20 protein-coding genes are annotated in these 22,495 nt (G+C 66.0%); 11 read left to right on the top strand and 9 right to left on the bottom strand.

Annotated elements, in window-relative coordinates; genetic code table 11:
- Nucleotides 1–2: 2 nt before the first annotated feature.
- The 3 genes from JQ863_RS18990 to JQ863_RS18980 all read right to left on the bottom strand — a co-directional run bounded on the left by JQ863_RS18990 (nt 3) and on the right by JQ863_RS18980 (nt 3,622).
- A complete protein-coding gene (locus tag JQ863_RS18990; protein WP_204115927.1) occupies nt 3–1,466 on the bottom strand; it encodes a calcium-binding protein in 1,464 nt (487 codons plus the stop codon).
- A 139-nt stretch (nt 1,467–1,605) separates the two neighbouring features.
- Nucleotides 1,606–2,262, bottom strand: coding sequence for an ABC transporter ATP-binding protein (locus JQ863_RS18985; RefSeq protein ID WP_204115926.1), 657 nt, complete (start codon nt 2,260–2,262; stop codon nt 1,606–1,608).
- A 13-nt stretch (nt 2,263–2,275) separates the two neighbouring features.
- Nucleotides 2,276–3,622 (bottom strand): KpsE/RkpR family capsule polysaccharide export protein, encoded by a 1,347-nt coding sequence (locus JQ863_RS18980; RefSeq protein ID WP_239113641.1) that lies wholly within the window; start codon nt 3,620–3,622, stop codon nt 2,276–2,278.
- Between the two features lie 33 nt (nt 3,623–3,655).
- Here JQ863_RS18980 and JQ863_RS18975 point away from each other — a divergent pair, with 33 nt between their 5' ends.
- Nucleotides 3,656–4,486, top strand: a complete 831-nt coding sequence (locus JQ863_RS18975) for an ABC transporter permease (RefSeq protein WP_204115925.1) — start codon at nt 3,656–3,658, stop codon at nt 4,484–4,486.
- A gap of 32 nt (nt 4,487–4,518) precedes the next feature.
- On the opposite strand, the gene JQ863_RS18970 is transcribed toward JQ863_RS18975, so the two are convergent.
- A complete protein-coding gene (locus JQ863_RS18970; protein ID WP_338055553.1) occupies nt 4,519–5,493 on the bottom strand; it encodes a glycosyltransferase in 975 nt (324 codons plus the stop codon).
- Nucleotides 5,494–5,690: 197 nt separating this feature from the next.
- Here JQ863_RS18970 and rfbC point away from each other — a divergent pair, with 197 nt between their 5' ends.
- The 6 genes from rfbC (at nt 5,691) to JQ863_RS18940 (ending at nt 11,700) form a co-directional block, all read left to right on the top strand.
- Complete coding sequence (gene rfbC / locus JQ863_RS18965) at nt 5,691–6,260, top strand: dTDP-4-dehydrorhamnose 3,5-epimerase (RefSeq protein ID WP_204115923.1); 570 nt, start codon at nt 5,691–5,693, stop codon at nt 6,258–6,260.
- Nucleotides 6,257–7,297: a dTDP-glucose 4,6-dehydratase gene (rfbB, locus tag JQ863_RS18960; protein ID WP_204115922.1), complete on the top strand. Its 1,041-nt coding sequence runs from the start codon at nt 6,257–6,259 to the stop codon at nt 7,295–7,297. Before rfbC ends, rfbB begins: the two co-directional genes overlap by 4 nt.
- 157 nt (nt 7,298–7,454) lie before the next feature.
- On the top strand, nt 7,455–8,438 hold the full coding sequence (gene galE, locus JQ863_RS18955; protein WP_204115921.1) for a UDP-glucose 4-epimerase GalE: 984 nt from the start codon (nt 7,455–7,457) through the stop codon (nt 8,436–8,438).
- Nucleotides 8,439–8,521: 83 nt separating this feature from the next.
- The gene (gene rfbD / locus JQ863_RS18950; RefSeq protein WP_204115920.1) at nt 8,522–9,388 is read left to right on the top strand and encodes a dTDP-4-dehydrorhamnose reductase; all 867 of its coding nucleotides are present in this window, start codon (nt 8,522–8,524) and stop codon (nt 9,386–9,388) included.
- On the top strand, nt 9,385–10,260 hold the full coding sequence (gene rfbA, locus JQ863_RS18945; RefSeq protein ID WP_204115919.1) for a glucose-1-phosphate thymidylyltransferase RfbA: 876 nt from the start codon (nt 9,385–9,387) through the stop codon (nt 10,258–10,260). The genes rfbD and rfbA overlap by 4 nt, the downstream gene beginning before the upstream one ends.
- Before the next feature lie 111 nt (nt 10,261–10,371).
- Nucleotides 10,372–11,700 (top strand): UDP-glucose dehydrogenase family protein, encoded by a 1,329-nt coding sequence (locus tag JQ863_RS18940; RefSeq protein ID WP_204115918.1) that lies wholly within the window; start codon nt 10,372–10,374, stop codon nt 11,698–11,700.
- Between the two features lie 66 nt (nt 11,701–11,766).
- Here the strand turns inward: JQ863_RS18940 and JQ863_RS18935 are convergent, their stop codons facing one another.
- Both JQ863_RS18935 and JQ863_RS18930 read right to left on the bottom strand, forming a co-directional pair.
- On the bottom strand, nt 11,767–12,816 hold the full coding sequence (locus tag JQ863_RS18935; RefSeq protein WP_204115917.1) for a ParB/RepB/Spo0J family partition protein: 1,050 nt from the start codon (nt 12,814–12,816) through the stop codon (nt 11,767–11,769).
- An 85-nt stretch (nt 12,817–12,901) separates the two neighbouring features.
- Nucleotides 12,902–14,299 carry an AAA family ATPase gene (locus tag JQ863_RS18930; protein ID WP_204115916.1) on the bottom strand — a complete coding sequence of 466 codons (1,398 nt, stop codon included), beginning with the start codon at nt 14,297–14,299 and terminating at the stop codon, nt 12,902–12,904.
- A 511-nt stretch (nt 14,300–14,810) separates the two neighbouring features.
- Between JQ863_RS18930 and JQ863_RS18925 the strand changes: the two genes are divergently transcribed.
- The 3 genes from JQ863_RS18925 (at nt 14,811) to JQ863_RS18915 (ending at nt 16,344) form a co-directional block, all read left to right on the top strand.
- The gene (locus JQ863_RS18925; RefSeq protein ID WP_204115915.1) at nt 14,811–15,851 is read left to right on the top strand and encodes a replication initiator protein A; all 1,041 of its coding nucleotides are present in this window, start codon (nt 14,811–14,813) and stop codon (nt 15,849–15,851) included.
- 25 nt (nt 15,852–15,876) lie between these two features.
- Nucleotides 15,877–16,053 carry a hypothetical protein gene (locus JQ863_RS18920; RefSeq protein WP_204115914.1) on the top strand — a complete coding sequence of 59 codons (177 nt, stop codon included), beginning with the start codon at nt 15,877–15,879 and terminating at the stop codon, nt 16,051–16,053.
- 81 nt (nt 16,054–16,134) lie between these two features.
- Nucleotides 16,135–16,344 carry a DUF2793 domain-containing protein gene (locus JQ863_RS18915; RefSeq protein WP_204115913.1) on the top strand — a complete coding sequence of 70 codons (210 nt, stop codon included), beginning with the start codon at nt 16,135–16,137 and terminating at the stop codon, nt 16,342–16,344.
- Between the two features lie 163 nt (nt 16,345–16,507).
- Here JQ863_RS18915 and JQ863_RS18910 read toward each other — a convergent pair whose 3' ends face one another.
- Genes JQ863_RS18910 through JQ863_RS18900 form a run of 3 tightly spaced genes read right to left on the bottom strand, consistent with a single transcriptional unit; the run spans nt 16,508 to nt 20,507 of the window.
- Nucleotides 16,508–18,139 (bottom strand): sulfotransferase family protein, encoded by a 1,632-nt coding sequence (locus JQ863_RS18910; RefSeq protein WP_204115912.1) that lies wholly within the window; start codon nt 18,137–18,139, stop codon nt 16,508–16,510.
- Entirely contained in the window at nt 18,136–19,062 is a 927-nt protein-coding gene (locus JQ863_RS18905) for a hypothetical protein (protein ID WP_204115911.1), read from the bottom strand. The genes JQ863_RS18910 and JQ863_RS18905 overlap by 4 nt, the downstream gene beginning before the upstream one ends.
- A 23-nt stretch (nt 19,063–19,085) precedes the next feature.
- Entirely contained in the window at nt 19,086–20,507 is a 1,422-nt protein-coding gene (locus tag JQ863_RS18900; RefSeq protein ID WP_204115910.1) for a mannose-1-phosphate guanylyltransferase/mannose-6-phosphate isomerase, read from the bottom strand.
- A gap of 266 nt (nt 20,508–20,773) precedes the next feature.
- Here JQ863_RS18900 and JQ863_RS18895 point away from each other — a divergent pair.
- Nucleotides 20,774–22,495, top strand: a 1,722-nt coding sequence (locus JQ863_RS18895; RefSeq protein WP_204115909.1) for a glycosyltransferase family 2 protein, incomplete at its 3' end; no start/stop codon positions are given.

The raw sequence follows: 22,495 nt of genomic DNA, 5'->3' as shown, positions 1-22,495 counted from the left end.
CCCTAGAAAAACAGGAAATCGTCCGGGTCGAGGGCGGTTTCCACCATCCCTTCCAGCAGCACCCCGCCGCCATCCCAGACGATCTGCACCCCGTCGTCCCGGTCGAACCGTTCTAGGTCATCCCAGCCAAGGCCCGAAATGTGGAACTCGACCCGGTCGGTGCCGGGGGTGAAATCGGTGATCCGGTCGCGGTGGCCGCCGGGCCGGAAGACAAAGCAATCCGCGCCCGCGCCGCCGGTCAGCCGGTCGCGCCCGGAGCCGCCATCCAGCGTGTCGTCTCCCGCATCCCCGTTCAGCACATCCTCGCCGTTGTTGCCGATCAACAGATCGTCGTCGTAATAGCCGAAAAGCCGGTCGGCACCGGCGCCGCCGTGCATCTCGTCATTGCCATGGCCGCCGCGCAGGTCGTCCACGCCGCCGCCGCCCTTGAGCAGGTCATCACCCAGCCCGCCGCTGAGCGTGTCATCCCCGCTGCCCCCGTAAAGGCTGTCGTCGCCGCCGTCGCCGTCGAGACTGTCGCCAAGCTTGCCCCCGCGCAGGACGTCCGCGCCGCCGCCGCCCAACAGCGTGTCCGCCCCGTCGCCCCCATAAAGGCTGTCGTTGCCGTCGCCACCCTCAAGACTGTCGTCAAGCTTGCCCCCGCGCAGGACGTCCGCACCGTCACCGCCCAAGAGCGTATCGTTCCCACCGCCGCCTAAAAGACAGTCATTGCCAGTGCCGCCGTCCATCCAGTCCGCGCCCTCATTGCCCTGCAGCGTGTCATTGCCGTCGCCGCCATCGGCAGTGTCATCGCCGGTCCAGCCCTGCAGGAAGTCCGCGCCCTCGCCCCCATACAGCAGGTCGTCCCCGGCACCGCCGCGCAACGTATCCTCGTCCCCGCCACCGCGCAGGTCGTCGCGGCCCGGCCCGCCAAGTATGCTGTCATCACCGCTGCCGCCCGCAACCGTATCCGCGCCGCCATCGGCCAGGATCAGGTCATCGCCCTCCGCGCCCGTGATCCAGTCCGCGCCGCCCTGCCCTGTCAGCGTGTCATTGCCCGCGGTGCCCTCAAGCGTATCCGCCCCGGCGGACCCGGTGACCGCGACCCCGGGGACCGACGCCGGTTCGGGGTCTGGATCGGGCGTCGGCTCGGGATCCGGTGTCGGATCAGGAGCGGGGTTCGGGAACGGTCCCGGCCCCGCGTTCCCGGCCATCACCAGGGGTGGACGGTCCGGGCCGCCGATCACCGCCTCCAGCACCTCGAACGCGGTGATCCCGCCCAGCTCCTGTCCCGGCGCGCGCACGATCGTACCCAGATGCACCAGCGCACCGGTGGGCAGCAGCGAAAACAGGCAGACCCCGCCATCGCCGGTGGTGGCGACCACGAATTCCTGCCCCGCCACCGTCACATGTTCCAGATCCCGGATGCCGATGCTGGTCACATCGGCCCTGGACGCAATCCCATCGGTCCAGCCTAAACTGTCCATACCCGCCCCACGGTTTTCCCAACCCGGTCACCCTGGCCGGGACGGGTGCCGGCAATGCGGTTTCGATCCGGGCGGAATTGCGGCGTTTAGGGAAAATGCCCCCGATCTTGGCGGCCCTTCGCGGGGGTTACAGGCAGGATTACAGGCGCATCAGGCGCTCGTGCAGCGCGATCGCCTCGTCGAGGTCGTCGAAATACTGGATCTTGCCATGTTCCAGCACCAGCCCGGCATCGCAGAACTGGCGGACCTGCTGCATGTCGTGGCTGACCAGGATGGCGCTGGATTTCTTCATCCGTTCGCGGAACACCGCGCGGCTCTTGCGTTTGAACCTGGCGTCGCCGACGGCGGTCACCTCGTCCACCAGGTAGGTGTCGAAACGGATTCCCATCGAGGTGCCGAAGGCCAGCCGCGATTTCATCCCCGAGGAATAGCTGCGCACCGGCATGTGGAAATGCTTGCCGATCTCGGCAAAGACGCGCACGAACTCGATCAGCTCCTCGGTGTCGACGCCGTAGATCCGGGCGATGAACCGTACGTTCTGGGCGCCGGTCAGCTGGCGGTGAAACGACCCGCCGAACCCGACCGGCCACGAGATCGTCCCCTCCGAGATGATCCGCCCGCTGTCGGCGCGCATCGTGCCCGCGATCATCTGCAGCAGGGTCGATTTCCCCGCCCCGTTGCGCCCCAGAAGCGCCAGCGACTTGCCGGTCGGCAGGGTGGCCGAGAGGTTGTCGATCACCACCTTGCGGCTGCCGTTGACCCAGAAGCTCTTGGTCAGGTTCTCGAACCGGATCATGCCCCCCTCCCGGTCAGCGGCGGTCGCGGATCGAGTAATAGACCAGGGCCAGGATCGCCCAGCTGAGCAGCAGCAAAAGCCCCAACAGCCCCAGCCCCATGGCCCGCTGCGGATATTCCGCGGTCTCGGCGCGGGTGGGCTGGATATAGGCGGCCAGGTAGCGGCTCTGCCGCGAGGCCTGCGCCCGCGCGCCCTCGACCGCGGCCAGGGCCGCGCGATAGTTTTCCTCGGCAAACTCCCGGTCCACCACCAGCCCCTCGTATTCGGCCAGAAGCGCGGGGTAATCCTCGCGGGTGGCGGTGCTGCCGGAGTCGCTGGAAAAGGAAGCGCGCTCTTCCTCGATGCGCTCGCGGATCACCGCGATGCGCTGGCGCGCCTGCGGCAGCCGCACGTCGGTCTCGCTGAGAAGGTCATATTCGATCAGGGCCTGGGCCAGCTGCTGCTGCAGGTTGTTCAGCACCCCCATCCGGCCCCGCACATCGGCGGCGGGATCGACGATATGGGTGCGGGTGCGGAAGGCGGTCAGCGCCTCGCGTGCCTGTTTCAGGCGGGCGACGGCAGTGTCGAGATCGGTCAGCGCATAGCGCATGGCATCATCGCGCGCCTGGGTGTTGAGCGCGTTGATCATCTCCTGGCTTTCGCTCAGCACCTGCTGCGCGACCTCCTGGGCAAAATCGGGATCGAAGGCCAGGACCTGCAATTCCAGCAGGCCGGTGGCCTGGTCATAGGTCACCCGCGCCACCCGTGACCAGTGATCCAGAAGGTCCTCGATACTGGCATCCGGCGTCAACGAGAACAGCGGGTCGACATCGTGATAGGCGGCGTAATGCGCCTTCAGGTCCAGCCGGTCCTGGATCCGCTCGACCATGCCCTGGCTCTGGATGAATTCATAAAGCACGTCGCCATCGGCCCCGGTGCCCGCGCTGGCCCCGGCAAACTGCGCCAGGCCGCCGATCAGGTCGGCCGAATCCGCCCCCTCTTCGCTGCGCACGGTAAAGCCAACGGTCGAGGCATACTGATCCTGCGCCACCCCGAACAGGTAGATCCCACCCAGCACGGTTGGCACCAGCACCAGGATCACGAAGCTGAGCATCAGCCGCCAATGCCGCCGCTTCATCCGCGCCGGTTCCGCCTGCGGGCGAATCTCGACCACCGGGGGGCCCTTGCGCTTGCCGCCTTTGCCCGATTTCTGGCCCGGTTTCTGGCCGGGATTTAGCCCCGCATCGGGACCTGCACTGGCCGCGCCATTGGTCTCTGCCCCGGCGCCAGCGGCGGCCTTCGGCGATTCATCGGTATTTGCGTTATCCGTCAAAAACTTGCCCGGCATTGTCAGTTTGAAAACATCCTGGTTGTTGTACATAATCGCCGTGCCAAACGCTAGAACAGGTTCAAGATGTCGTCGCCTCCTGATGCTTTCCCGTCATCGCTTCCTGACACCCCTGCCCAGCCCCTGCCGACCCGCAGTTTCGCCACCCTGCGCACCATCATGGCGCTGATCCTGCGCGAGATGTCGTCGCGTTATGGCCGCTCGCCGGGGGGGTATCTCTGGGCCATCCTCGAACCGCTGGGCGGCATCGTCGTCCTGGGCTTTGCCTTTGCGCTGGTGGTGCGGACCCCGCCGCTGGGCAGCAGTTTCCTGTTGTTCTTCTCCACCGGCTTCCTGCCCTTCAGCCTCTATGGTGGCATCGAAAACACGGTGGCGCGGTCACTGCAGTTCTCGAAGGCCCTGCTGTTCTACCCGGCGGTCACCTGGGTCGACGCGATCCTGGCCCGGTTCATCCTGAACAGCCTGACCGGGCTTCTGGTGATCTACCTGCTGATGACCGGGATCATCCTCACGCTGGACACCAGGATCGTGCTGGACGCGCCGCCGATCTTCCTGGCGCTGGCGCTGGCGCTTCTGGTGGGGCTGGGCATGGGCACGCTGAACTGCGCCCTCATCGGCAAGATCCCGGCCTGGGACCGGGTCTGGTCGATCGCAACCCGGCCGCTGTTCCTGGCCTCGGGGGTGTTCTTCCTCTACGAGGATATGCCGAAAGCGGCGCAGGACATCCTGTGGTACAACCCGGTCCTCCATATCACCGGCTACATGCGCATGGGGTTCTACCCCAATTACCAACCCGATTACCCCTCGGTGGCTTATGTGCTGTTTGTCGGGCTGGTGCTGCTGGCCTTCGGAGTCATCCTGATCGGGCGCTATCACCGCGACATCCTGAACGACTGATCGGACCAACTGACCGGACCAACTGACGGGCGTCACTTCACCCCGGCCAGGGCCGTGACCGCAGCCAGCCCGCGCCCCAGCCGCCGGCGCAGCCCGTCTCCGACCGCCGCGCCAAGAAGCCGCAGGAATGCACGCCGCTCGCCCTTGTGGTAGCGCACCTTCAGCAGCCATTTCGGCAGGATCAGGCACATCAGCGGCCAGAACAGCCAACCCGCCGCCAGCCGGTAGAGAAGCAACAGGTTGCGGTGATAATAATAGACCTTCCACAGGGGCCGGAAGCGACCGCGCTGATCGCTGCCGAAGGTCGAGCAGTCATGCTCGAACCGCACCGAGGGCTCAAAGCCGATACGCCCCCCGCGGCGGCTGAGTTCCAGCGTGTAGATGCCATCATCGCCATAGATGAACAGCCCCGGGTCGGGATATCCCGCCTGGACCACCCCCGCCCGCGAGATGAAGAAACCGACAAATGAGGTGATGTCGACCGGCCGCCCCACCCCGGCGTCATAGGCCGCCGGGTCGAGGTGAAACCCGTTGCGCCCGCCGCCGCGCAAAAGGGTGCGCAGGAACTCGCGCCCATGCCAGAACGGGTTGCGCGAGGGGCGGTTCATCTCGCAGATGGCGCCATCGGGGAAATAGACCGCCGCCGCCACCGCGTCCCAGCGTGACAGGTCCAGCGCGTGAAACGCTGCCAGCGCGCCGGGGGCCGGGCGGCCATCGTCATCGGTCAGAAGAAGCCAGTCGGGATCAAAACCCGCCACCGCGTGGCGCATGCCGGCCTCGAACCCGCCTGCCCCGCCGGTATTGCTGGCCATGCGCAGGACCGAGAGCCGGGGATCGGTCTGGGTCGCCAGCCAGTCTGCCGTGCCATCGGACGAGGCATTGTCGACCACCACCAGATGCGCCAGCTCTAAGGCCGGGCTTTCCAGGAACCGGGCCACCGTCGCCTGAAGCTTGTCCAGCCGGTTATAGGTCACGATCACCGCTGCCAGCTGTCCTGCACCTGCCACGAAACGTCCTTCCACTCGTCCTATGTCGGCAGTCACCATGAAATGCCGCCCCTGTCAAACCAAGCCCTGTCAAACCAAGCCGCGCCACCGTCACCCTCCCGCCACTGCTCCCGTGACAGGTCCCGGCTGGCTTGCTACTGCTGGGCGGGCACAAGGCAGCGACACGGCACGGACAGGAAGGCAGGCACAGGGCGGACATGCAGATCGAAACCACCCCCCTTCCCGGCGTTATCATCCTGACCCCGGCGCGGTTCGGCGATGCGCGCGGCTTTTTCAGCGAAAGCTGGAACCGCCAGCGGATGGCCGAAGCCGGGATCGAGATTGATTTCGTGCAGGACAATCACTCGGTCTCGGCGCAGAAAGGCACCGTCCGGGGGCTGCATTTCCAGGCGCCGCCCCATGCGCAGGCCAAGCTGGTGCGCTGCGGGCAGGGTGCGCTTCTGGATGTCGCGGTCGATCTCCGCACCGGATCACCGACCTATGGCCAATGGGTGGCGGAGGAACTCAGCGCGGAAAACGGCCGCCAACTGCTGATCCCGGAAGGTTTCGCACATGGGTTCGTGACGCTGATGGACAAGACCGAGATCGTCTATAAATGCTCGGAATACTACGCTCCCGACTGCGACCGCGCCATCGCCTTCGACGATCCGGCGCTGGCAATCGACTGGGGCGTGACGCGCGCCGCGGCGATCCTGTCTGACAAGGACGCCGCCGCCCCGACCCTGGCCGACAGCCCCAGCCCCTTCCGATACGAGGTCACGCCATGAAGCTTCTGGTCACCGGGGGCGCGGGGTTCATCGGATCCGCCGTGGTGCGCCGCGCGGTCACGATGGGCCACGAGGTTCTCAACCTCGACGCGCTGACCTATGCCGCCTGCCTCGACAATGTCGCCCCCGTCGCCGATGCGCCCAACTATCACTTTGTCCATGCCGACATCCGCGATCGCGCCATGTTAGACACTGTTTTCGCCGAATTTGCCCCGGATGCGGTGATGCATCTGGCTGCCGAAAGCCATGTCGACCGCTCGATCGACGCCCCCGCCGCCTTTGTCGAGACCAACGTGACCGGCACCATGGCCCTGTTGCAGGCGGCGCGCCGCCACTGGGAACGCGCGGGACGGCCCGCCGGGTTCCGCTTCCACCATATCTCGACCGACGAGGTCTATGGCACGCTTGGCCCCACCGGGCAGTTCACCGAAGACACCCCTTACGCGCCCAACTCGCCCTATGCCGCGTCCAAGGCCGCCAGCGATCACCTGGTCCGCGCCTGGGGCGAAACTTATGGCCTGCCATTTGTGATCACAAATTGTTCGAACAACTACGGCCCCTATCATTTCCCCGAGAAACTGATCCCCGTGGTGATCCTGAACGCGCTGGCCGGCAAGCCGATCCCGGTCTATGGGCAGGGGCAAAATGTGCGCGACTGGCTTTATGTCGAGGACCACGCCGAGGCGCTGCTTCTGGTGCTGGAAAAGGGCGTGGTCGGGCGCAGCTACAATATCGGCGGCGAGAATGAGGCCACCAATATCGACCTGGTCCACAAGCTCTGTGCCATCCTCGACGGGATGCGCCCGCAGAACAGACCCTATTCCAGCCTGATTTCCTTTGTCGCCGACCGTCCGGGCCACGATCTGCGCTATGCCATCGACCCAACCCGCATTCGCAGCGAACTGGGCTGGCGGCCCTCGGTAACGCTGGACGAGGGGCTGCGCCGCACCGTGCGCTGGTATCTCGACAACGAAGACTGGTGGCGCGCGCTGCAGGCGCGGGACGGAGTCGGGGAACGGCTGGGCACGGGCGGCTGACGGAAAGCTGACGGGGGCTGAACAGAGGACCGCCCCCCCTGCCCTGCCCCCTCTGTCACAAATTGACACAAGCCGGCGCACGGGCGGTTGAATGCGGATTCGATTGCCGCCAGAAAGGGGCCGGCAACAAGCGCCAGGGACAAGCCGGAGTGGAACAGTGACACATATCCTCGTGACGGGCGGGGCCGGTTATATCGGCTCTCATGCGTGCAAGGCGCTGAAGGCGGCGGGGTTCACACCGGTCACCTATGACAACCTGTCGACCGGCTGGGCCGAGGCGGTGAAATTCGGCCCCTTCGAGCAGGGCGACCTCTTGGATCGGGCGCGACTGGAGCAGGTCTTTGCCACCTATCGCCCGGCTGCGGTGATGCATTTCGCCGCGCTCAGCCAGGTCGGGGAAAGCATGACCGACCCGGGCCGCTACTGGCGCGAGAACGTGACCGGTGCGCTGAACCTGATCGAGGCGGCGGTGGCGGCGGACTGCCTGAACATCGTCTTCTCTTCGACCTGCGCCACCTATGGCGAACAGGACGGGGTCACGCTGGACGAGGACTGTGCGCAATTGCCGATCAACGCCTATGGCGGCTCGAAACGGGCGATCGAGGACATGCTGCGCGATTTCGGCGCCGCAACCGGGCTGCGCCACGTGATCTTCCGCTATTTCAACGTCGCCGGTGCCGATCCCGAGGCTGAGGTCGGCGAGTTCCACCAGCCCGAGACCCACCTCATTCCGCTGATGCTGGACGCGATTGCCGGCAAGCGCGCCGCGCTCACCATCTACGGCACCGATTACGACACGCCCGACGGCACCTGCATCCGCGATTACGTACATGTCTGTGACCTGGTCGATGCCCATGTGCTGGGGCTGAAATGGCTGCTGGCGGGCAAGGACAGCCGCGTCTTCAACCTGGGCACCGGCAAGGGGTTCTCGGTCCGCGAGGTGATCGACCATTCCCGCGCCGTAACCAACCGCGATGTGCCCTTTACCGAGGGGCCACGGCGGGCAGGCGACTGCACCCGGCTGGTCTCGGGCTCGACCCGCGCCGAGGCCGAGCTGGGCTGGCGGCCGGACCGCTCGACCCTGCAGACCATGATCGCCGACGCCTGGCGCTGGCATCAGACCGGACATTTCGAAAGATAGACCCGGACCCGGCGCGCGCGTAGCATGGGCGGCACGGACGGGGCAGCAAGGGACGGCGCAATGGTCACGGCAGCGGGGCAGGGATGAAGCTTCTGGTCTTTGGCAGGACCGGGCAGGTGGCCCATGTGCTGCAGGCGCTGGCGGCCGCAGATGCCGGCCTGCATGTCACCGCTCTGGGCCGGGACCAGGCCGACCTGACCGATCCCGAGACCTGCATGGCCCGGATCGCCACCACCGATGCCGATGCGGTGATCAATGCCGCCGCCTATACCGATGTCGACGGCGCCGAACGGGACGAAGCCACCGCCACGCGCGTTAATGGCGACACCCCCGGCGCCATGGCCCGGGCCGCCGCCGCGCGCGGCCTGCCCTTCCTGCACCTGTCGACCGATTACGTCTTTGACGGCAGCGGCACCACCGCCTTTGCCCCGGACGCCACCACCGCACCGCTGAATGCCTATGGCCGCTCGAAACGGGCAGGCGAACTGGCGATCGCCGCGGCTGGTGGGCAGGCGCTGATCCTGCGCACCTCCTGGGTATTCTCGTCCCATGGGCGGAATTTCGTCAAAACCATGCTGCGGCTCTCGGACACCCGGTCGGCGCTCTGGGTGGTGGACGACCAGATCGGCGGCCCGACCGCCGCCGATGACATCGCCAAGACCCTGATCACGCTGGCACAAGCTCTGATCGCGGGACATCCGGGCGGGATCTATCACTATGCCGGCGCCCCGGCGGTCAGCTGGGCCGGTTTCGCGCGCGAAACATTCCGCATCGCGGGTCGCGCCGTCGACGTCACCGGGATCACCACCGCCGATTACCCCACCCCGGCGCGACGGCCGCTCAATTCCCGGCTGGATTGCGCCGCACTTCAGGCCGATTTCGCCATTACACAACCGGATTGGAAGGCGGGGCTGGCCCGTGTGATCGACAGGCTGGAAGGACAAGCATGACACAGCGCAAGGGCATCATCCTGGCGGGGGGCGCGGGCACCCGGCTTTACCCCGTCACTATGGGCGTGTCGAAACAGCTTCTGCCGGTCTATGACAAGCCGATGATCTATTACCCGCTGTCGGTGCTGATGCTGGCCGGCATCCGCGAGATCGCGGTGATCACCACCCCCCAGGACCGTGACCAGTTCATCCGCGCCTTGGGCGATGGCAGCCAGTGGGGGCTGTCGCTGAGTTTCATCGAACAGCCCTCTCCCGACGGGCTGGCGCAGGCCTATCTTCTGGCAGATGCCTTCCTCGACGGGGCCCCCAGCGCCATGGTGCTGGGCGACAACATCTTCTTTGGCCACGGCCTGCCCGAGGTGCTGGCGGCGGCGGATGCCCGCACCAGTGGCGGCACCGTGTTCGGCTATCGCGTGGCCGATCCCGAACGCTATGGCGTGGTCGATTGCGACAGCCAGGGCCAGGTCCGCGCCATTGTCGAGAAACCGGCACATCCGCCCTCGCCCTTTGCGGTCACCGGGCTTTATTTCCTGGATGGCGATGCCCCGGCCCGCGCCCGCGCCGTCACCCCGTCAGCTCGCGGCGAGCTTGAGATCACCGACCTGCTGGACAGCTACCTGAAAGACGGCCTGTTGACGGTCGAGCAGATGGGCCGCGGCTTTGCCTGGCTTGACACCGGCACCCATGCCAGCCTGCTGGACGCGGGAAACTTCGTGCGCACCCTGTCCGAGCGCCAGGGCCAGCAGGTCGGCTGCCCCGAGGAAATCGCCTTTGCCGCAGGATGGATCACCGCCGACCAACTGCGCGCACGCGCCGCAACCGTCGGCAGGAACGGCTATGGTGCCTACCTGCTGCGGCTTCTAGACGGCTAGGTCAGGACCCGGCCCGATGCGGTGTGGTTTCAGCTTCAAGTAACGCAACCAAGACCATATATTGCCGACAAACAGGGCAGGCTGTGACAGCCGACGGCAAGGGGCACAGACATGAAAATCGCAATGATCGGCACGGGCTACGTCGGCCTGGTCTCGGGGGTTTGTTTTTCGGATTTCGGACACGAGGTCGTCTGTGTCGACAAGGATCCCAGGAAGATCGAGATGCTGGAGCGCGGCGAGGTGCCGATCTATGAGCCCGGCCTCGATGCGCTGATGGCCAAGAACGTGGCCGCGGGACGCCTGTCGTTCACGCTGGACCTGAACGCCGCGATCGAGGGCGCCGAGGCGGTGTTCATCGCCGTTGGCACCCCAACCCGGCGCGGCGACGGCCATGCCGACCTGACCTATGTGATGGCCGCCGCGGAAGAGATCGCCCACGCCGCCAGCGGCTATCTTGTCGTGGTCACCAAATCGACCGTGCCCGTGGGCACCAACCGGCAGATCAAGCAGGCGATCCGCAAGGCCAACCCGGAGCTTGACTTCGACGTCGCCTCGAACCCGGAGTTTCTGCGCGAAGGCGCCGCGATCGAGGATTTCATGAAACCGGACCGCGTTGTGGTCGGCGTCCAGAACGACCGCGCGGCACAGGTGATGGCCGAAATCTATCGCCCGCTCTATCTGCGCGATTTTCCGATTGTCACAACCGACCTGGAGTCGGCCGAGATGATCAAATACGCCGCCAATGCCTTCCTTGCCACCAAGATCACCTTCATCAATGAAATCGCCAGCCTGTGCGAACGGGTGGGCGCGGATATCAAGCAGGTGTCGAAGGGCATGGGGCTGGATGGGCGGATCGGCAACAAGTTCCTGCATGCCGGGCCGGGATATGGCGGGTCCTGTTTCCCCAAGGACACCAAGGCGCTGGCGCGGATCGGTCAGGACAACGCGGTGCCGATGCAGATCACCGAGACCGTGATCAAGGTGAACGAGGAAACCAAGCGGCGCATGGTCGACAAGCTTCTGGACCTGTGCGGCGGCAGCTTCAACGGCAAGACCATCGGCATCCTCGGCGTGACCTTCAAACCCAATACCGACGACATGCGCGACGCGCCCAGCCTGACCATCGTACCGGCACTGGTCGGCGGCGGGGCCAAGGTGCGCGTCACCGACCCGCAGGGCCGCCACGAGGGCGAGGCGCTTTTGCCCGGTGTCACCTGGGTCGAAGATGCCTATAGGGCGGCGCAGAAGGCCGATCTTCTGGTGATCCTGACCGAGTGGAACGAGTTTCGCGCGCTGGACCTGAAAAAGCTGGCCCGCAAGATGGAAACCCCGCTGCTGGCCGATTTCCGAAATATCTATGATCCCCGGGATGCAAAGCGCGCCGGGTTCATCGGCTACGAAGGCATCGGACGCACGGGATTTTTGAACAGCGCCGAGTGAGTGTTTCGCGCGCGAAACATTTTACGAAAATTTGACCTTTGCCTTTTCAAGACAAACGGCGATTTGTCAGAAATTCTGCTCCAGCCAACCAATCAACGCGTCGCGCATATCCGCATCCACCGCCGCGCCCCTGATCACAAGGCTGCCGTCGACACGGGTCTGCACCTGAAGACCGGGCCGCAGCTGGACCGTCTCCGACCTGTCAGAAACCGCAATATCAGTCTCTAAACCGCCTGTTAGGGACTGTTTTTGTGCCGAAACGGGGGCAGGGGCCAGCGCCGCCTGCAGGATGGCCTGTTCCGCCTCGGCGGATGTTGGCGCAGCACGTTCAAGGTCGGTGATGATCCTGGAGGCAAACTCGCCGTCGCCATCCAGCGCCTTCGCCAGTTGCAGGCCCAGCCGTTCGCCGATGGCCTCGGGGAACCGCAGGTGCCCGTCCAGCGCCCGCACGATGCTTTGAAATGTGCCGATCTTGGACCGCTTGGCGCGGCTGGCATTGGCAAACAGCGCCTGCAGCGCGTCCCGTTGTGTCACGAACACACCCTGATCTACGGATTTCGCCACGATGCGGGCGCGCTCGAAATAGCTGAGGCCGACGCGGATCTCGTTTTCCTCGACCATGGCAAGATAGGCATCCGACGACTCCTCGGGGCGCCGCAACAGCGCCAGCACCGTGCCGAACCGGTCCTCGCCAGTGTCCTCCAGCAGCCGGTCCAGCGCCCGGCAGCGCCGCCAGCCCGAGATCAGGCCGAACGTACCGTCGCCAAGGTCCGCAACCTCGATCGGGGTCTGCTGGCCACGCGCCGCGATCGAGGCCATCAGCGACCGCATCTCGTCATCATCCTCGGCCACCCGGTCGCGCACGAGGTAATCCAGTTGCACATCCGACAGCGGCAGTTCCAGCACCAGCCGCCCGTTCAGCCGCGCGGTTTCCCAGGCCGAAGATACCTCGTCCAGCGCAGCCGTCGCCGCGGCTTCGCCGGCAACCTCGGCAATGGGCGGGGCAGGGCGGAGATAGCCCCCGTCGGCATAGGCCGGGAACATCGCCTCGGTTTCAAGCCCGCCCTTCGGCAGGTAGTCGGGGTTGGGGCCGCTCAGACGTTTGCGTTTGGCCATGTCTCTGTCTCCTCTTTCGCCCGATCCTGCCCGTTAACAATGAACAGATGGTCACCGCGCCGACTCGTTTCGCGCGCGAAACACCTCATTCGGCCGCCGTCGCCGCCTGCTCTGCCATCTCGTCACGCCGCCAGGCTCCTATCAGGAGCTGCTTGAACGCGGCATAGGTGGCATCAAAGGTCTCGCGGCCACGGACATAGGTCTCGCGGTTGAAATCGCGGTAATCGGCCTCGTAGATGCCCTGCACCTGTTCGCCGGCCTGACCGATCAGCGCGGTGAAATCCTGTCGGTGCGGCGACAGGGTGGGGCCAAGATAGGCCTGCATCAGCGCCGCAAGCTCGGCCTGCTGGCTACCGTCATAGCGGGTGACCACGGCGCGCACCGCGTCCCATTCGAAACTCAGCCCCTCGCGCCCCAAAGCACGCGCAGCCATGTTCTCGGCCTCTTCGATTGAAGAAAAGGTCGAATGCAGCATGTCAAAGAACCGCCCCGTCGAGTCGAACTCGAGGAAAGATGCTCCAAGCGGTACCAAAAGTATATCCGCCGCCGCCAGCCCGTTGATCGTCAGGTAGCCAAGTGCCGGGGGCGTATCGAGGAAGATCACGTCATACTGATCGAGGATACCGTCGGCGACAAAGCTCTCGGTCAGCGCGTCCCACAGTTTCCAGCCCCGCGCTGCCATGCGCCAGACCGGGATCTGGAACTCGGCCCAGTAAAGATTCAGTTGCGCGCCAATGAGGTCGATATTGGGCCAGTGGGTCTTCTGCACTAGCGACTGGGCGGAGACATCCAGCGCCTCGGCCAGGCTGTCATCCAGAGGGTGCGGCGCCTCGCCCCGGTCCAGCCGACGCTGGTTGTCCGATTGCAGCTGACGGCCATAGTGGCGCGCGATCAGCGGAAAGACGGTCTGCCATTCATCCGCCACCTTGCCGCCGAAGATCGAGGTCATGGACCCCTGGCTATCGAGATCCACCACCAGCACCCTGTAGCCATCCAGCGCCGCCGACATCGCCAGATGCGCCGCGGTCGAGGTCTTGCCCACCCCGCCCTTGAAATTGGCCACGGCCACCATCTTGGCGGGCTGCCCTTCGGGGCGATAGGGCTGGTAGTCCTTGGCCTTGGAACCTTCGGCGGCGAAATGGGCGCGCAGGCGCAAGACCTCATCGAGCGTGAACCACTTGGCGCCGCCCTGGGTTTCCGACCGGCCCTGCGGCAGGTCGGGGTTCTGTTTCAGCACGCGGCGGAAATGGCCGGTGGCGACGGGGATCAGATAGCGGGTGATTTCCCAGGTCGAGAACAGCCGCAGGGATCGCGTCCCGCTTTCCTCAAGACCCCGGCTGGCCAGGTCGCTGCGCCCGGCTTCGCAGGCGCGGGCAATGCGTTCGAACCCGGCGGTGGTGGCCGGCTCGCCCAGCTGCGCCAGCGCCTGGTCGGGATTGATGTTGAAATAGGGGGGCAGGGGGGTGGCGGTGTCGGGCTTCATCTGCTCTGCTCGTGCATCTGGTTTTGGCGATGTTCGCCTTTTTTGCCAGAATACCGAAAAACCCCGCACATGGAAGTTTTTTGCGCACACCGATCCGTTTTTTGAGCTTTTCTCAGTAAATTCCGGGGTTTGAGGCCAGGGATAGGGATCAGGACAGTCGCCGCCCGGTGCTTTGTTCCGCCATATCCTGTTATTTTTTTGTTATATAGAGGTTACAGGGATTGGTGGTATTTGTCAGCAGCCTGATTTCCAAGGGTTTGCGGCGTTTTTTTTGGGGCTGTCTGACTCTGAAACCCCGATAGAATGACTCTGATCCCACGTTGCGCCGACTCTGATCCGACGATCGGGGGCGGGGCGATGCTGGACGCAGCTTGTGGATAACTTTAGGGTGAGTGTCACTGAAACCCCGAAAAACGGGGGCGGGGATTCGCGCGGCCCCATCGAACACAAACAAGACCGAATGGTCAGGGTAGATGGCGCGGGGCAGACGGCGCCGGAGGGACAGGCAGGCATGACCGTGACAGGCGGGACCGCGAAAGCGGGGCAGGGCGTGGTGCAGGCGGGTGGCCTGCTGCCGGACCGTCATCCCAATGGCGACTTCTTCATCTGTGACATTTTCGATGCCAGCCCCAAGGATGATCTGGCCTCGATGGAGCATCCGATCTTTTCGCTTTCGACGCGACCCGACCGGCGCATCCTGTCTTATGAACACAATGGCACCACCGTGCAGGTCACGCCCAGCGTGAAGGGCCGCGCCACGATCCATGACAAGGATATCCTGATCTATTGCATCAGCCAGCTGATGGCGGCGCTGAATGCCGGGCGCCAGATCAGCCGCACCCTGACGCTGAAGGCGCATGACCTGCTGGTGGCGACCAATCGCGACACTTCGGGCGACGGCTATGGCCGGTTGCGCGAGGCGTTTGAACGGCTGGCGGGCACGCGCATCACCACCAATCTTGAGACCGGCGGCACCGAGACTACCACCGGCTTCGGCCTGATCGAAAGCTGGGAAATCGTGCGCAAGTCACCAAGGTCAAGCAAGGGGGGCGGGCGCATGGTCAGCGTGACCGTGACCCTCAGCGACTGGCTTTACCGCGCGGTCTTGTCGAAATCGGTGCTGACGCTCAGCCGCGATTACTTCCGGCTCAGGAAACCGCTGGAGCGGCGGATCTATGAACTGGTGCGCAAACATTGCGGCCGTCAGCCCGAGTGGCGGGTCAGCGTCAAGGTGCTGCACAAGAAGTCGGGATCGACCGCGCCGGTGCGGGTGTTCCGGGCGGCGCTGCGCAAGATGATCGCAGAAGCCAACGTGCCCGATTACGAGATGACGGAACAGGAGGGCGACCTGATCCGCTTTGCCCGCCTCGGCCAGGTGGTCGAGGACGGGCCGCTGGCACCGGAAACGCTGCAACAGGCGCGGGCGCTAATGCCGGGCGCCGATGTCTATGCGCTGGAGGCGGAATGGCGCAGCCTGGGCCGCCAGCCGGGGGCGCAGACCCCCGACACGGCCTTCCTGGGCTGGGTCCGCAAGCGGGCGGTGGCAGGGTGAGGCGCGGATATGGCAAGAGGTGAGCATGGGTTCCGATATTGACCCCAAGGCCGAGATTGAACTTCTCAGGGCACAGCTTGAACTGGCGCAGATGATGTTGGAACGCGAGACCCGCGCGCGGATCGCGCTGGAAAAGCAGCTGGCCGCGCAGGAAGAGGCTGCGGCGGCACAGCAGACCCCGCCGGAGGTTGAGCAGGGGTAAACCCGGCGCACGACCGCGCGGCCAAGTCTTAACCGCCTGTCCCTAGAACCGGGCCTGCAATCTCTGTTCTAGGAAGACGTCATGCCCGAACTTTCCGCCCGGCTGGGCCTGCCTTATCTGCAACCCTCTCAGGCGCAGAAACACGTGACCCACAACACAGCACTGTTGCAGTTTGACGGGCTGGTCCAGATGACGGTTGCCACCTTTGATGCCGAGACCCCGCCGCCGGTGCCCGAACCGGGCGAGATCCACGCCCTGGGCCCGGCCCCGCTGGGCGACTGGGCAGGGTAGGGCGGGCTGCTGGCGATCTGCGACGACACTGCCTGGCGCTTTGTCACCCCGCTTGCGGCCAGTGTCGCAGGCGATGTGCTGACGCTGAACGGCGAGACGTTCGATTTCTCGGGCCTGCCCGAGGGTGCGACCCTGCCGCGCCCCCTTAGCCCGCCCGGTCAGATCAGGTCGGCTGGAACGGGGCCTCGGGGTCCGGGTCATATCCAAGCCGGTCGCACAGCGCCTCGTAGGGGGCGTTGTCGCGCAGCTCGGGAGTCAGGTCGGCTGGAATCGGGCGGCGCGGCCGCAGCGGGCCGATGGTCCGGCTGACACGGCCGCTGCCGCCCGACAGAATGATGTCCGGGAACAGCCGGGCGTAATCGGGCGAATAGGCCAGGTCGAACAGGTCGCAGATCCAGGCCATGTGGCGGTCGGGCTCGGTCACGAAATCCTCGTACCGCAGGCGCGCCATGCCCTGGTGCCGGTCCAGGAAGACATGGTAGCGGCGGCAATATTCGGCCAGCGTGCCGGGGGTGAAATGCACCCATTTGTTGTTCATCAGGCTGAGATAGGAATCCAGCGGATGGCGGACGCTGACCAGGCTGGTCGGCTGGTAGGTCTCAAGCAGGATCTCGTCTAGGGTTGGACGGTCGGGAATCTCCGGGCCGTGGCTGAAATGGCCGTGGGCGTGATCGCGCAGGATCAGCGACAGGCCGCGGTCCCGGGCGGTGTCGTAAAGCACGTCCAGCCCGGCCCGGAACAGGGCCAGGTCCAGGTCATCCCCACCCGGCTGCGAGCTGAACCGCGCCAGCCCGATCATGTCGGTCGGGACAAAGGGGTGGGTATGGGCAATCGGGCTGAGCGGGTCGACCTCGCTCAGGAGCCAGGTGTCGGGCTGGGCGCTGAGACATTGGGCAATCAAGGTGCCACCGGTGCAGGCCAGGTGATGCAGGCAGCGCAGGTGGCGCGGGGCGGTGCCGGTTAGCGCGCGGGCCTGGTCGCGCAGGTCGGCCAGTCGCGTGGCGACCCCCTGCGTCGCGCCCGGATCCCGGGCCAGCCGCGCCACGGCCAGGTCCATATCGGCCACCAGGCGGGTCAGGATCTTGTCGGGGCTGTCCGGGGTGTCGGGAACCTGCCCGGCCCGGCCCGAACGGCCGGTCTGAGCACCAAAGCGGAAATGCATCTCGGGCAGGTCGGGGTCGCTGCGATCCTCGGCCGCCACCCGGTAGTCCCTGGCCTCGAGCCAGCTTTGCAGCGCATCGCCGTCCGGCGCGCCCTCGTAAAGCGGCAGCGCGGGCAGGCGCAGGAGGATGTCGGTAAAGCCGATCAGCCGTCCCGCCGCGTCCAGCTGCTCCAGGATCACCGCCTCTTCGCCATGCCCGTCCAGGATCAGGATGCCGGTTCCCGGGCCCGAGGGCGACCGCGGATCGGGAAGCGCGGTGCGCGTCAGCAGGGTTGGCAGGTCGATGGCCTCGACATCCGTTTCGCCAAGGGCGCGCAACCCGGGATAAAGCGTTTTCAATCCGGTGGGGGCGCGCAGTCCCGAGCGGTCGGGCAGGGACAGGTGGTGCAGGGTGGCGGGGCCGTTGTGATCGGTGACCGCCAGATCGAGGATTTCGACCCGCGGGTCCTTGCCGGCGGCGCGGCGCAGCGCCCTGGCCCGGACCGGGTCGGCCTCGGTCAGCACCAGCCGGGGGATGTCGGTGGCAAGGCAGGCGGCAAGGTCGCGCCCCGATCCCGCGCCCAGGTGCAGCAGCACGTCATACGAGCCGCCCTCGGCGATCGCGCCCAGAATACCGGCGCGAAACCCTGTCATGTCCGGCCTCGTCTTAGGCGTTGCTGGGCCCGCCGCACAAGATCCCCGAGCTGGCGCAGGGGGGCGGTCAGCCGGATCGACCGCGAGGCCATCACCCGGTCCAGTTCGGCCTGGATCGCGGCCCGTTCCTCTTCTCGGTCCCGGATCTGGGCGCGCAGGGTCTGCTGATGGCCGGACAGGGCGGTGATCTGATTGTCGCGCCGCGCCAGCTGCGTGGTCACCTCGTCCAGCTGCGCCTGGCTGCTGTCCAGCCCGGCATTGACCTGTTCAAGCCGCTGCTGCAGCCGGTCCATCTCGTTGGTGGCGGCCTCGGTCAGCCGAAGCTGGACGTTCAGCGCGGTTTCGGCGGTTTCGGCGCGGCGGGTCATCTCGGTCAGCTGCGACCGGGACAGCTGGAGGGACAGGAAGGCCGCGGCCGGGTCAGCCGGCAGCGGCAGCGCGCCATCGGTGAGATCGGGGGTGCTGGCGGCCAGTTCGTCGGCCAGCAGGCTGGCGGTGAGATCAGCGCGCAGGCTGTGTTCGGCCAGAACCAGCGACAGCGGGTCCGGCCCGGACCCGTCGGCGGGGACATCGGGCAGATCACCGGGTAGCTCCAGCAGGTCGGCCAGCGCCTCGGGGTAGGCGCGGGCGCTGGCGGCATCGACGAGGTGGACAAGGCGCCGGTGGCGGCGGAACAGCCCCAGCATCGCCTCGGTCTCGGCGCTCCAGTCGCGCAGCGCTTCGGTCGGGGGCGTGCCCCGGTCCAGCGCCGTGGCAATCACGCTCCGCGGATCCGCGCTCAGCAGCACCAGCGGGGGGGTGCCGGACTGGTCCAGCGCGGTTTCCGCCGCCGTCAGGTCCCGGACCACGGCGGCCCCGGCCGCCGCCGCCAGCCAGTCGGCCAGCGTCGAGAGGTCATGGCGCGGATTGTGCCAGATCAGCATGTTGGGTCCCTGTCTTCCGCGTTTCAGCCGCGGGAATAGATGTCTTCGTAGCGGATGATATCATCCTCGCCGAGATAGCTGCCGGTCTGCACCTCGATCAGCACCATCGGCACCTTGCCGGGGTTTTCCATCCGATGCACCGCGCCGAGCGGGATGTAGACCGACTGGTTCTCGCTGACCAGCCGGACCTCGTCGTCGATCGTGACCTTCGCCGTGCCCTCGACCACGATCCAGTGTTCGGACCGGTGGTGATGGCTTTGCAGGCTGAGTGCGGCGCCGGGATGGACGTGGATGCGCTTGACCTGGAAGCGGTCGCCGATGACCAGGCTTTCGAACCAGCCCCAGGGGCGGTGGTCCTTGGGAAATTCGGTGGCCTGTTTCGCGCCCTTTTCCTTCAGCGCGGTGACCGCCTGCTTGACGTCCTGCGTGCGCGACAGATCGGCCACCAGAACGGCATCGGGCATGGCCACGGCCACGATGTTCTCAAGTCCGATGCCGACCAGCTCGACGCGGCTGTCCTCGGAGCGCAGGAGCGCGTTGTCGCAGTCGATCGCCGTGGCGTGGCCCGACACGGCCACGCCGCGCCCGTCCCGGCCCGAATCCATCCACACCGCATCCCAGCCGCCCAGGTCCGACCATTTGCCGGCAAAGGGCACCACCGACAGGTTGGGCGCGTGTTCCATGATCGCATAATCGACCGACACGTCCTCGGCGCCGTCCCAGGCGGCGGGATCGAGCCGGATGAACCCGAGATCGGCGGTTGCCTTCTCTACTGCGGCGCCGACCGGCTCCAGCAGGGCCGGGGCATGGGCGCGGAACGCCGCGATCACGGATTTGACGGAAAACAGGAAAATCCCGGCATTCCACAGGTAACTGCCCGCCGCCAGCATCGCTTCGGCGCGCTCAAGAGACGGTTTCTCGACGAAGCGGCGCAGCGGGATGGCGCAGTGGACGCCGGTGCCGGGGGCATGGTCCAGCTCAAGATAGCCATAGCCGGTTTCCGGGCGGTCGGGCTGAATGCCGAAAGTGATGATCTGGCCGGCCCGCGCTGCGGCTTCACCGGCGGCGACGGCGGCGTGGAACGCCTCGGAATCGGGAATCTCGTGATCCGAGGGAGCCACCAGCATCAGCGCCTCGGGATCGGTGCGCTCGAGCCACAGGGCGGCGGCCAGGATCGCCGGCGCGGTGTTGCGGCTGGAGGGTTCGATCAGGATGGCGGCCGGGTCGATGCCCTGCTCGGACAGCTGTTCAGAGACGATGAAGCGGAACGCGTCATTGGTCAGCACCAGCGGGGCGGCAAACCCGGGACCGGACAAACGCCCCAGGGTTGATTGGAACAGGGTGTCCTTGCTGGTCAGGGGCAGGAATTGCTTGGGGTAACTCTTCCGGCTGAGCGGCCAGAGCCGGGTACCAGAGCCGCCGCACAGCAGAACGGGAACGATCATATAAAATGTACTCCGATCGGGTCAAAAATTTGTACAAGGTATCGTTAAATCTGAGCGGGTCTGCAAGCCTGTCTCTGGCCGGATGAAAATCTGTGCGCCCTGCCCGCCACCGGGCAGACCGGGGCAGGGCGGGGGGTAGGGGCGGACATATACGCAGGCAGGGAAATTGAGCGCCTTGAAACCTAAAGGTGAGTGTGGTTTGAAGCCCCGGTATCGGTACCTTGTCTGTTTTTTGTGCAAATTCGCCGGGCAAGGGGACTGCCGCGATGTTTCAGAGTGGATTGTTTGTGCCCGATTTTGTTGAATTCTGGAAAAGCATCAATGCCGCGCAAAAGGCGGCGATTGCAGGGAATCTGGCTGCTGCGGAAGCCGGTTTGAACCGCGCCAATGCGCTTGGCAAGACCGGTGACGCCGATTTTGATTCCCAGCGCCGCAATGTGGTCTCTCTTCTGGCGCGCACCTACAAGCTGACCCTGACCGGGACCGGTGATGCAGACAGCGATCCGGGCGATTCACATGACCTGCAAGCGACAGGCAGACCCGCGATGGCGGAGCCCGGTCCGACGGCCCCGACCGGGGCGTCAACCGGGGCGCCGGTTGCGCTGGGACCGATCACCGCGGATGGCACCAACAGCGTCAGCCTGGTGACCTGCGCGATGAACCGGACCGAGAACCTGCTCAAGGCGCTGCCGACCTGGCTGGCCTGTCCCGAGATCGCCGAGATCGTGATCGTGGACTGGAGTTCCGACGTCCCGGTGCGCGCGGCGCTGGACGCAGCGGGGGTCGACGATGCGCGGGTCCGGGTGATCCGCGTCGATGGCGAACCGCGCTGGATCCTGTCCTATGCCTTCAATATCGGTTTCCGCGTGGCGCGGGGCGGGCGGATCCTGAAAGCGGATGCCGATATCACGCTGAGTTCGGATTTCTTTGCCCGCAACCGGCTTGATCCCGGCTGTTTCATCGCCGGGAACTGGCGCCGGGCGCAGGAAGATCAGGCCCATGTGAACGGGTTTTTCTACCTGCACAAGGCGGACTTGGCGGCGGTCGGCGGCTTCAACGAATTCATCACCACCTATGGCTGGGACGATGACGATATCTATGAACGGCTGACCGCGCATGGGGCGGACCGGCGCGATGTCGACCCCCGGACCATCTTCCACCTGCCTCATTCGGATGCCGAGCGGATTGGCGCCGGAAGCGACGAGGAGGTCTCGGCTCGCGGCGAGATCACCGGCGGCACCATGTACCGGATCCGCCGCAACCGGTTCCTGGCCAACGTGATGCCCTATTGGGACAGGAACAAGATTCCGCTGCCGCTGGAAGGCGATGCCGATACCGGCGGGGACATGCGGCTGGTGCGGTCGGGCTGGCTGCCCAACCCGGTGCCGCCGCAGATCGACGCCGATGCCGATTACTACGCACTGCTGGAAATGACCGCCTGGCGGCTGGGATGGCGGGTGCTGGGGTTGGACCGCGCCGGATTGCAGACCCTGACCAGCCAGCCCTTCGACCGGCTCAGCCCGCTGACCGTCGAGGTGCTGCTGGCCGGCCGGCCCGGGATGTCCCCGGCGCCGGGGGGCTACCTGGTGGTCGATCTCGAGACCGAGATCCCGTCGGGGGACAACGCCTCTGCCCGTGCCCTGGAACGGCTGGACGGTCTGGCCGCGGAACAGGGCAAGGACCTGGTGCTGCGCGCCGATCTGATGGCCCTGCCGCCAGAGGCCAGCGCCCTGGCCTGCAGCCTGCCATTCGTCCCCACCTGGGAGAATATCGGCACGCCCGCCTCGATCACGACCGAGGCGCTGATGCGTGGTGACCTGCCCGCAACATCAGGGCCGGATCTGCGTATCATCCTCGATGGCGCGGCGGTGGCCGCGCTGACTGGTGCTGGGACTGGCGCCGGGGCAGACAGGGCCGCGCCAGCGGTGACGTCCGGCCGGGCCCGGCTGTTCATCGATGCCCAGCACGGGCTGGGCAACCGGCTGCGG

This window comes from Shimia biformata, assembly GCF_016888515.1.
Classification (GTDB): Bacteria; Pseudomonadota; Alphaproteobacteria; order Rhodobacterales; family Rhodobacteraceae; genus Shimia_A; species Shimia_A biformata.
This window is presented reverse-complemented; position numbering and strand designations above follow the sequence as displayed.

Bases quoted from the DNA above. Each gene is read 5' to 3' on its own strand.
- JQ863_RS18990 (WP_204115927.1), bottom strand. From the start codon at position 1,466: ATGGACAGTTTAGGCTGGACCGATGGGATTGCGTCCAGGGCCGATGTG.
- JQ863_RS18985 (WP_204115926.1), bottom strand. From the start codon at position 2,262: ATGATCCGGTTCGAGAACCTGACCAAGAGCTTCTGGGTCAACGGCAGC.
- JQ863_RS18980 (WP_239113641.1), bottom strand. From the start codon at position 3,622: ATGTACAACAACCAGGATGTTTTCAAACTGACAATGCCGGGCAAGTTT.
- JQ863_RS18975 (WP_204115925.1), top strand. From the start codon at position 3,656: ATGTCGTCGCCTCCTGATGCTTTCCCGTCATCGCTTCCTGACACCCCT.
- rfbC (WP_204115923.1), top strand. From the start codon at position 5,691: ATGCAGATCGAAACCACCCCCCTTCCCGGCGTTATCATCCTGACCCCG.
- rfbB (WP_204115922.1), top strand. From the start codon at position 6,257: ATGAAGCTTCTGGTCACCGGGGGCGCGGGGTTCATCGGATCCGCCGTG.
- rfbD (WP_204115920.1), top strand. From the start codon at position 8,522: ATGAAGCTTCTGGTCTTTGGCAGGACCGGGCAGGTGGCCCATGTGCTG.
- rfbA (WP_204115919.1), top strand. From the start codon at position 9,385: ATGACACAGCGCAAGGGCATCATCCTGGCGGGGGGCGCGGGCACCCGG.
- JQ863_RS18940 (WP_204115918.1), top strand. From the start codon at position 10,372: ATGAAAATCGCAATGATCGGCACGGGCTACGTCGGCCTGGTCTCGGGG.
- JQ863_RS18935 (WP_204115917.1), bottom strand. From the start codon at position 12,816: ATGGCCAAACGCAAACGTCTGAGCGGCCCCAACCCCGACTACCTGCCG.
- JQ863_RS18930 (WP_204115916.1), bottom strand. From the start codon at position 14,299: ATGAAGCCCGACACCGCCACCCCCCTGCCCCCCTATTTCAACATCAAT.
- JQ863_RS18925 (WP_204115915.1), top strand. From the start codon at position 14,811: ATGACCGTGACAGGCGGGACCGCGAAAGCGGGGCAGGGCGTGGTGCAG.
- JQ863_RS18920 (WP_204115914.1), top strand. From the start codon at position 15,877: ATGGGTTCCGATATTGACCCCAAGGCCGAGATTGAACTTCTCAGGGCA.
- JQ863_RS18915 (WP_204115913.1), top strand. From the start codon at position 16,135: ATGCCCGAACTTTCCGCCCGGCTGGGCCTGCCTTATCTGCAACCCTCT.
- JQ863_RS18910 (WP_204115912.1), bottom strand. From the start codon at position 18,139: ATGACAGGGTTTCGCGCCGGTATTCTGGGCGCGATCGCCGAGGGCGGC.
- JQ863_RS18905 (WP_204115911.1), bottom strand. From the start codon at position 19,062: ATGCTGATCTGGCACAATCCGCGCCATGACCTCTCGACGCTGGCCGAC.
- JQ863_RS18900 (WP_204115910.1), bottom strand. From the start codon at position 20,507: ATGATCGTTCCCGTTCTGCTGTGCGGCGGCTCTGGTACCCGGCTCTGG.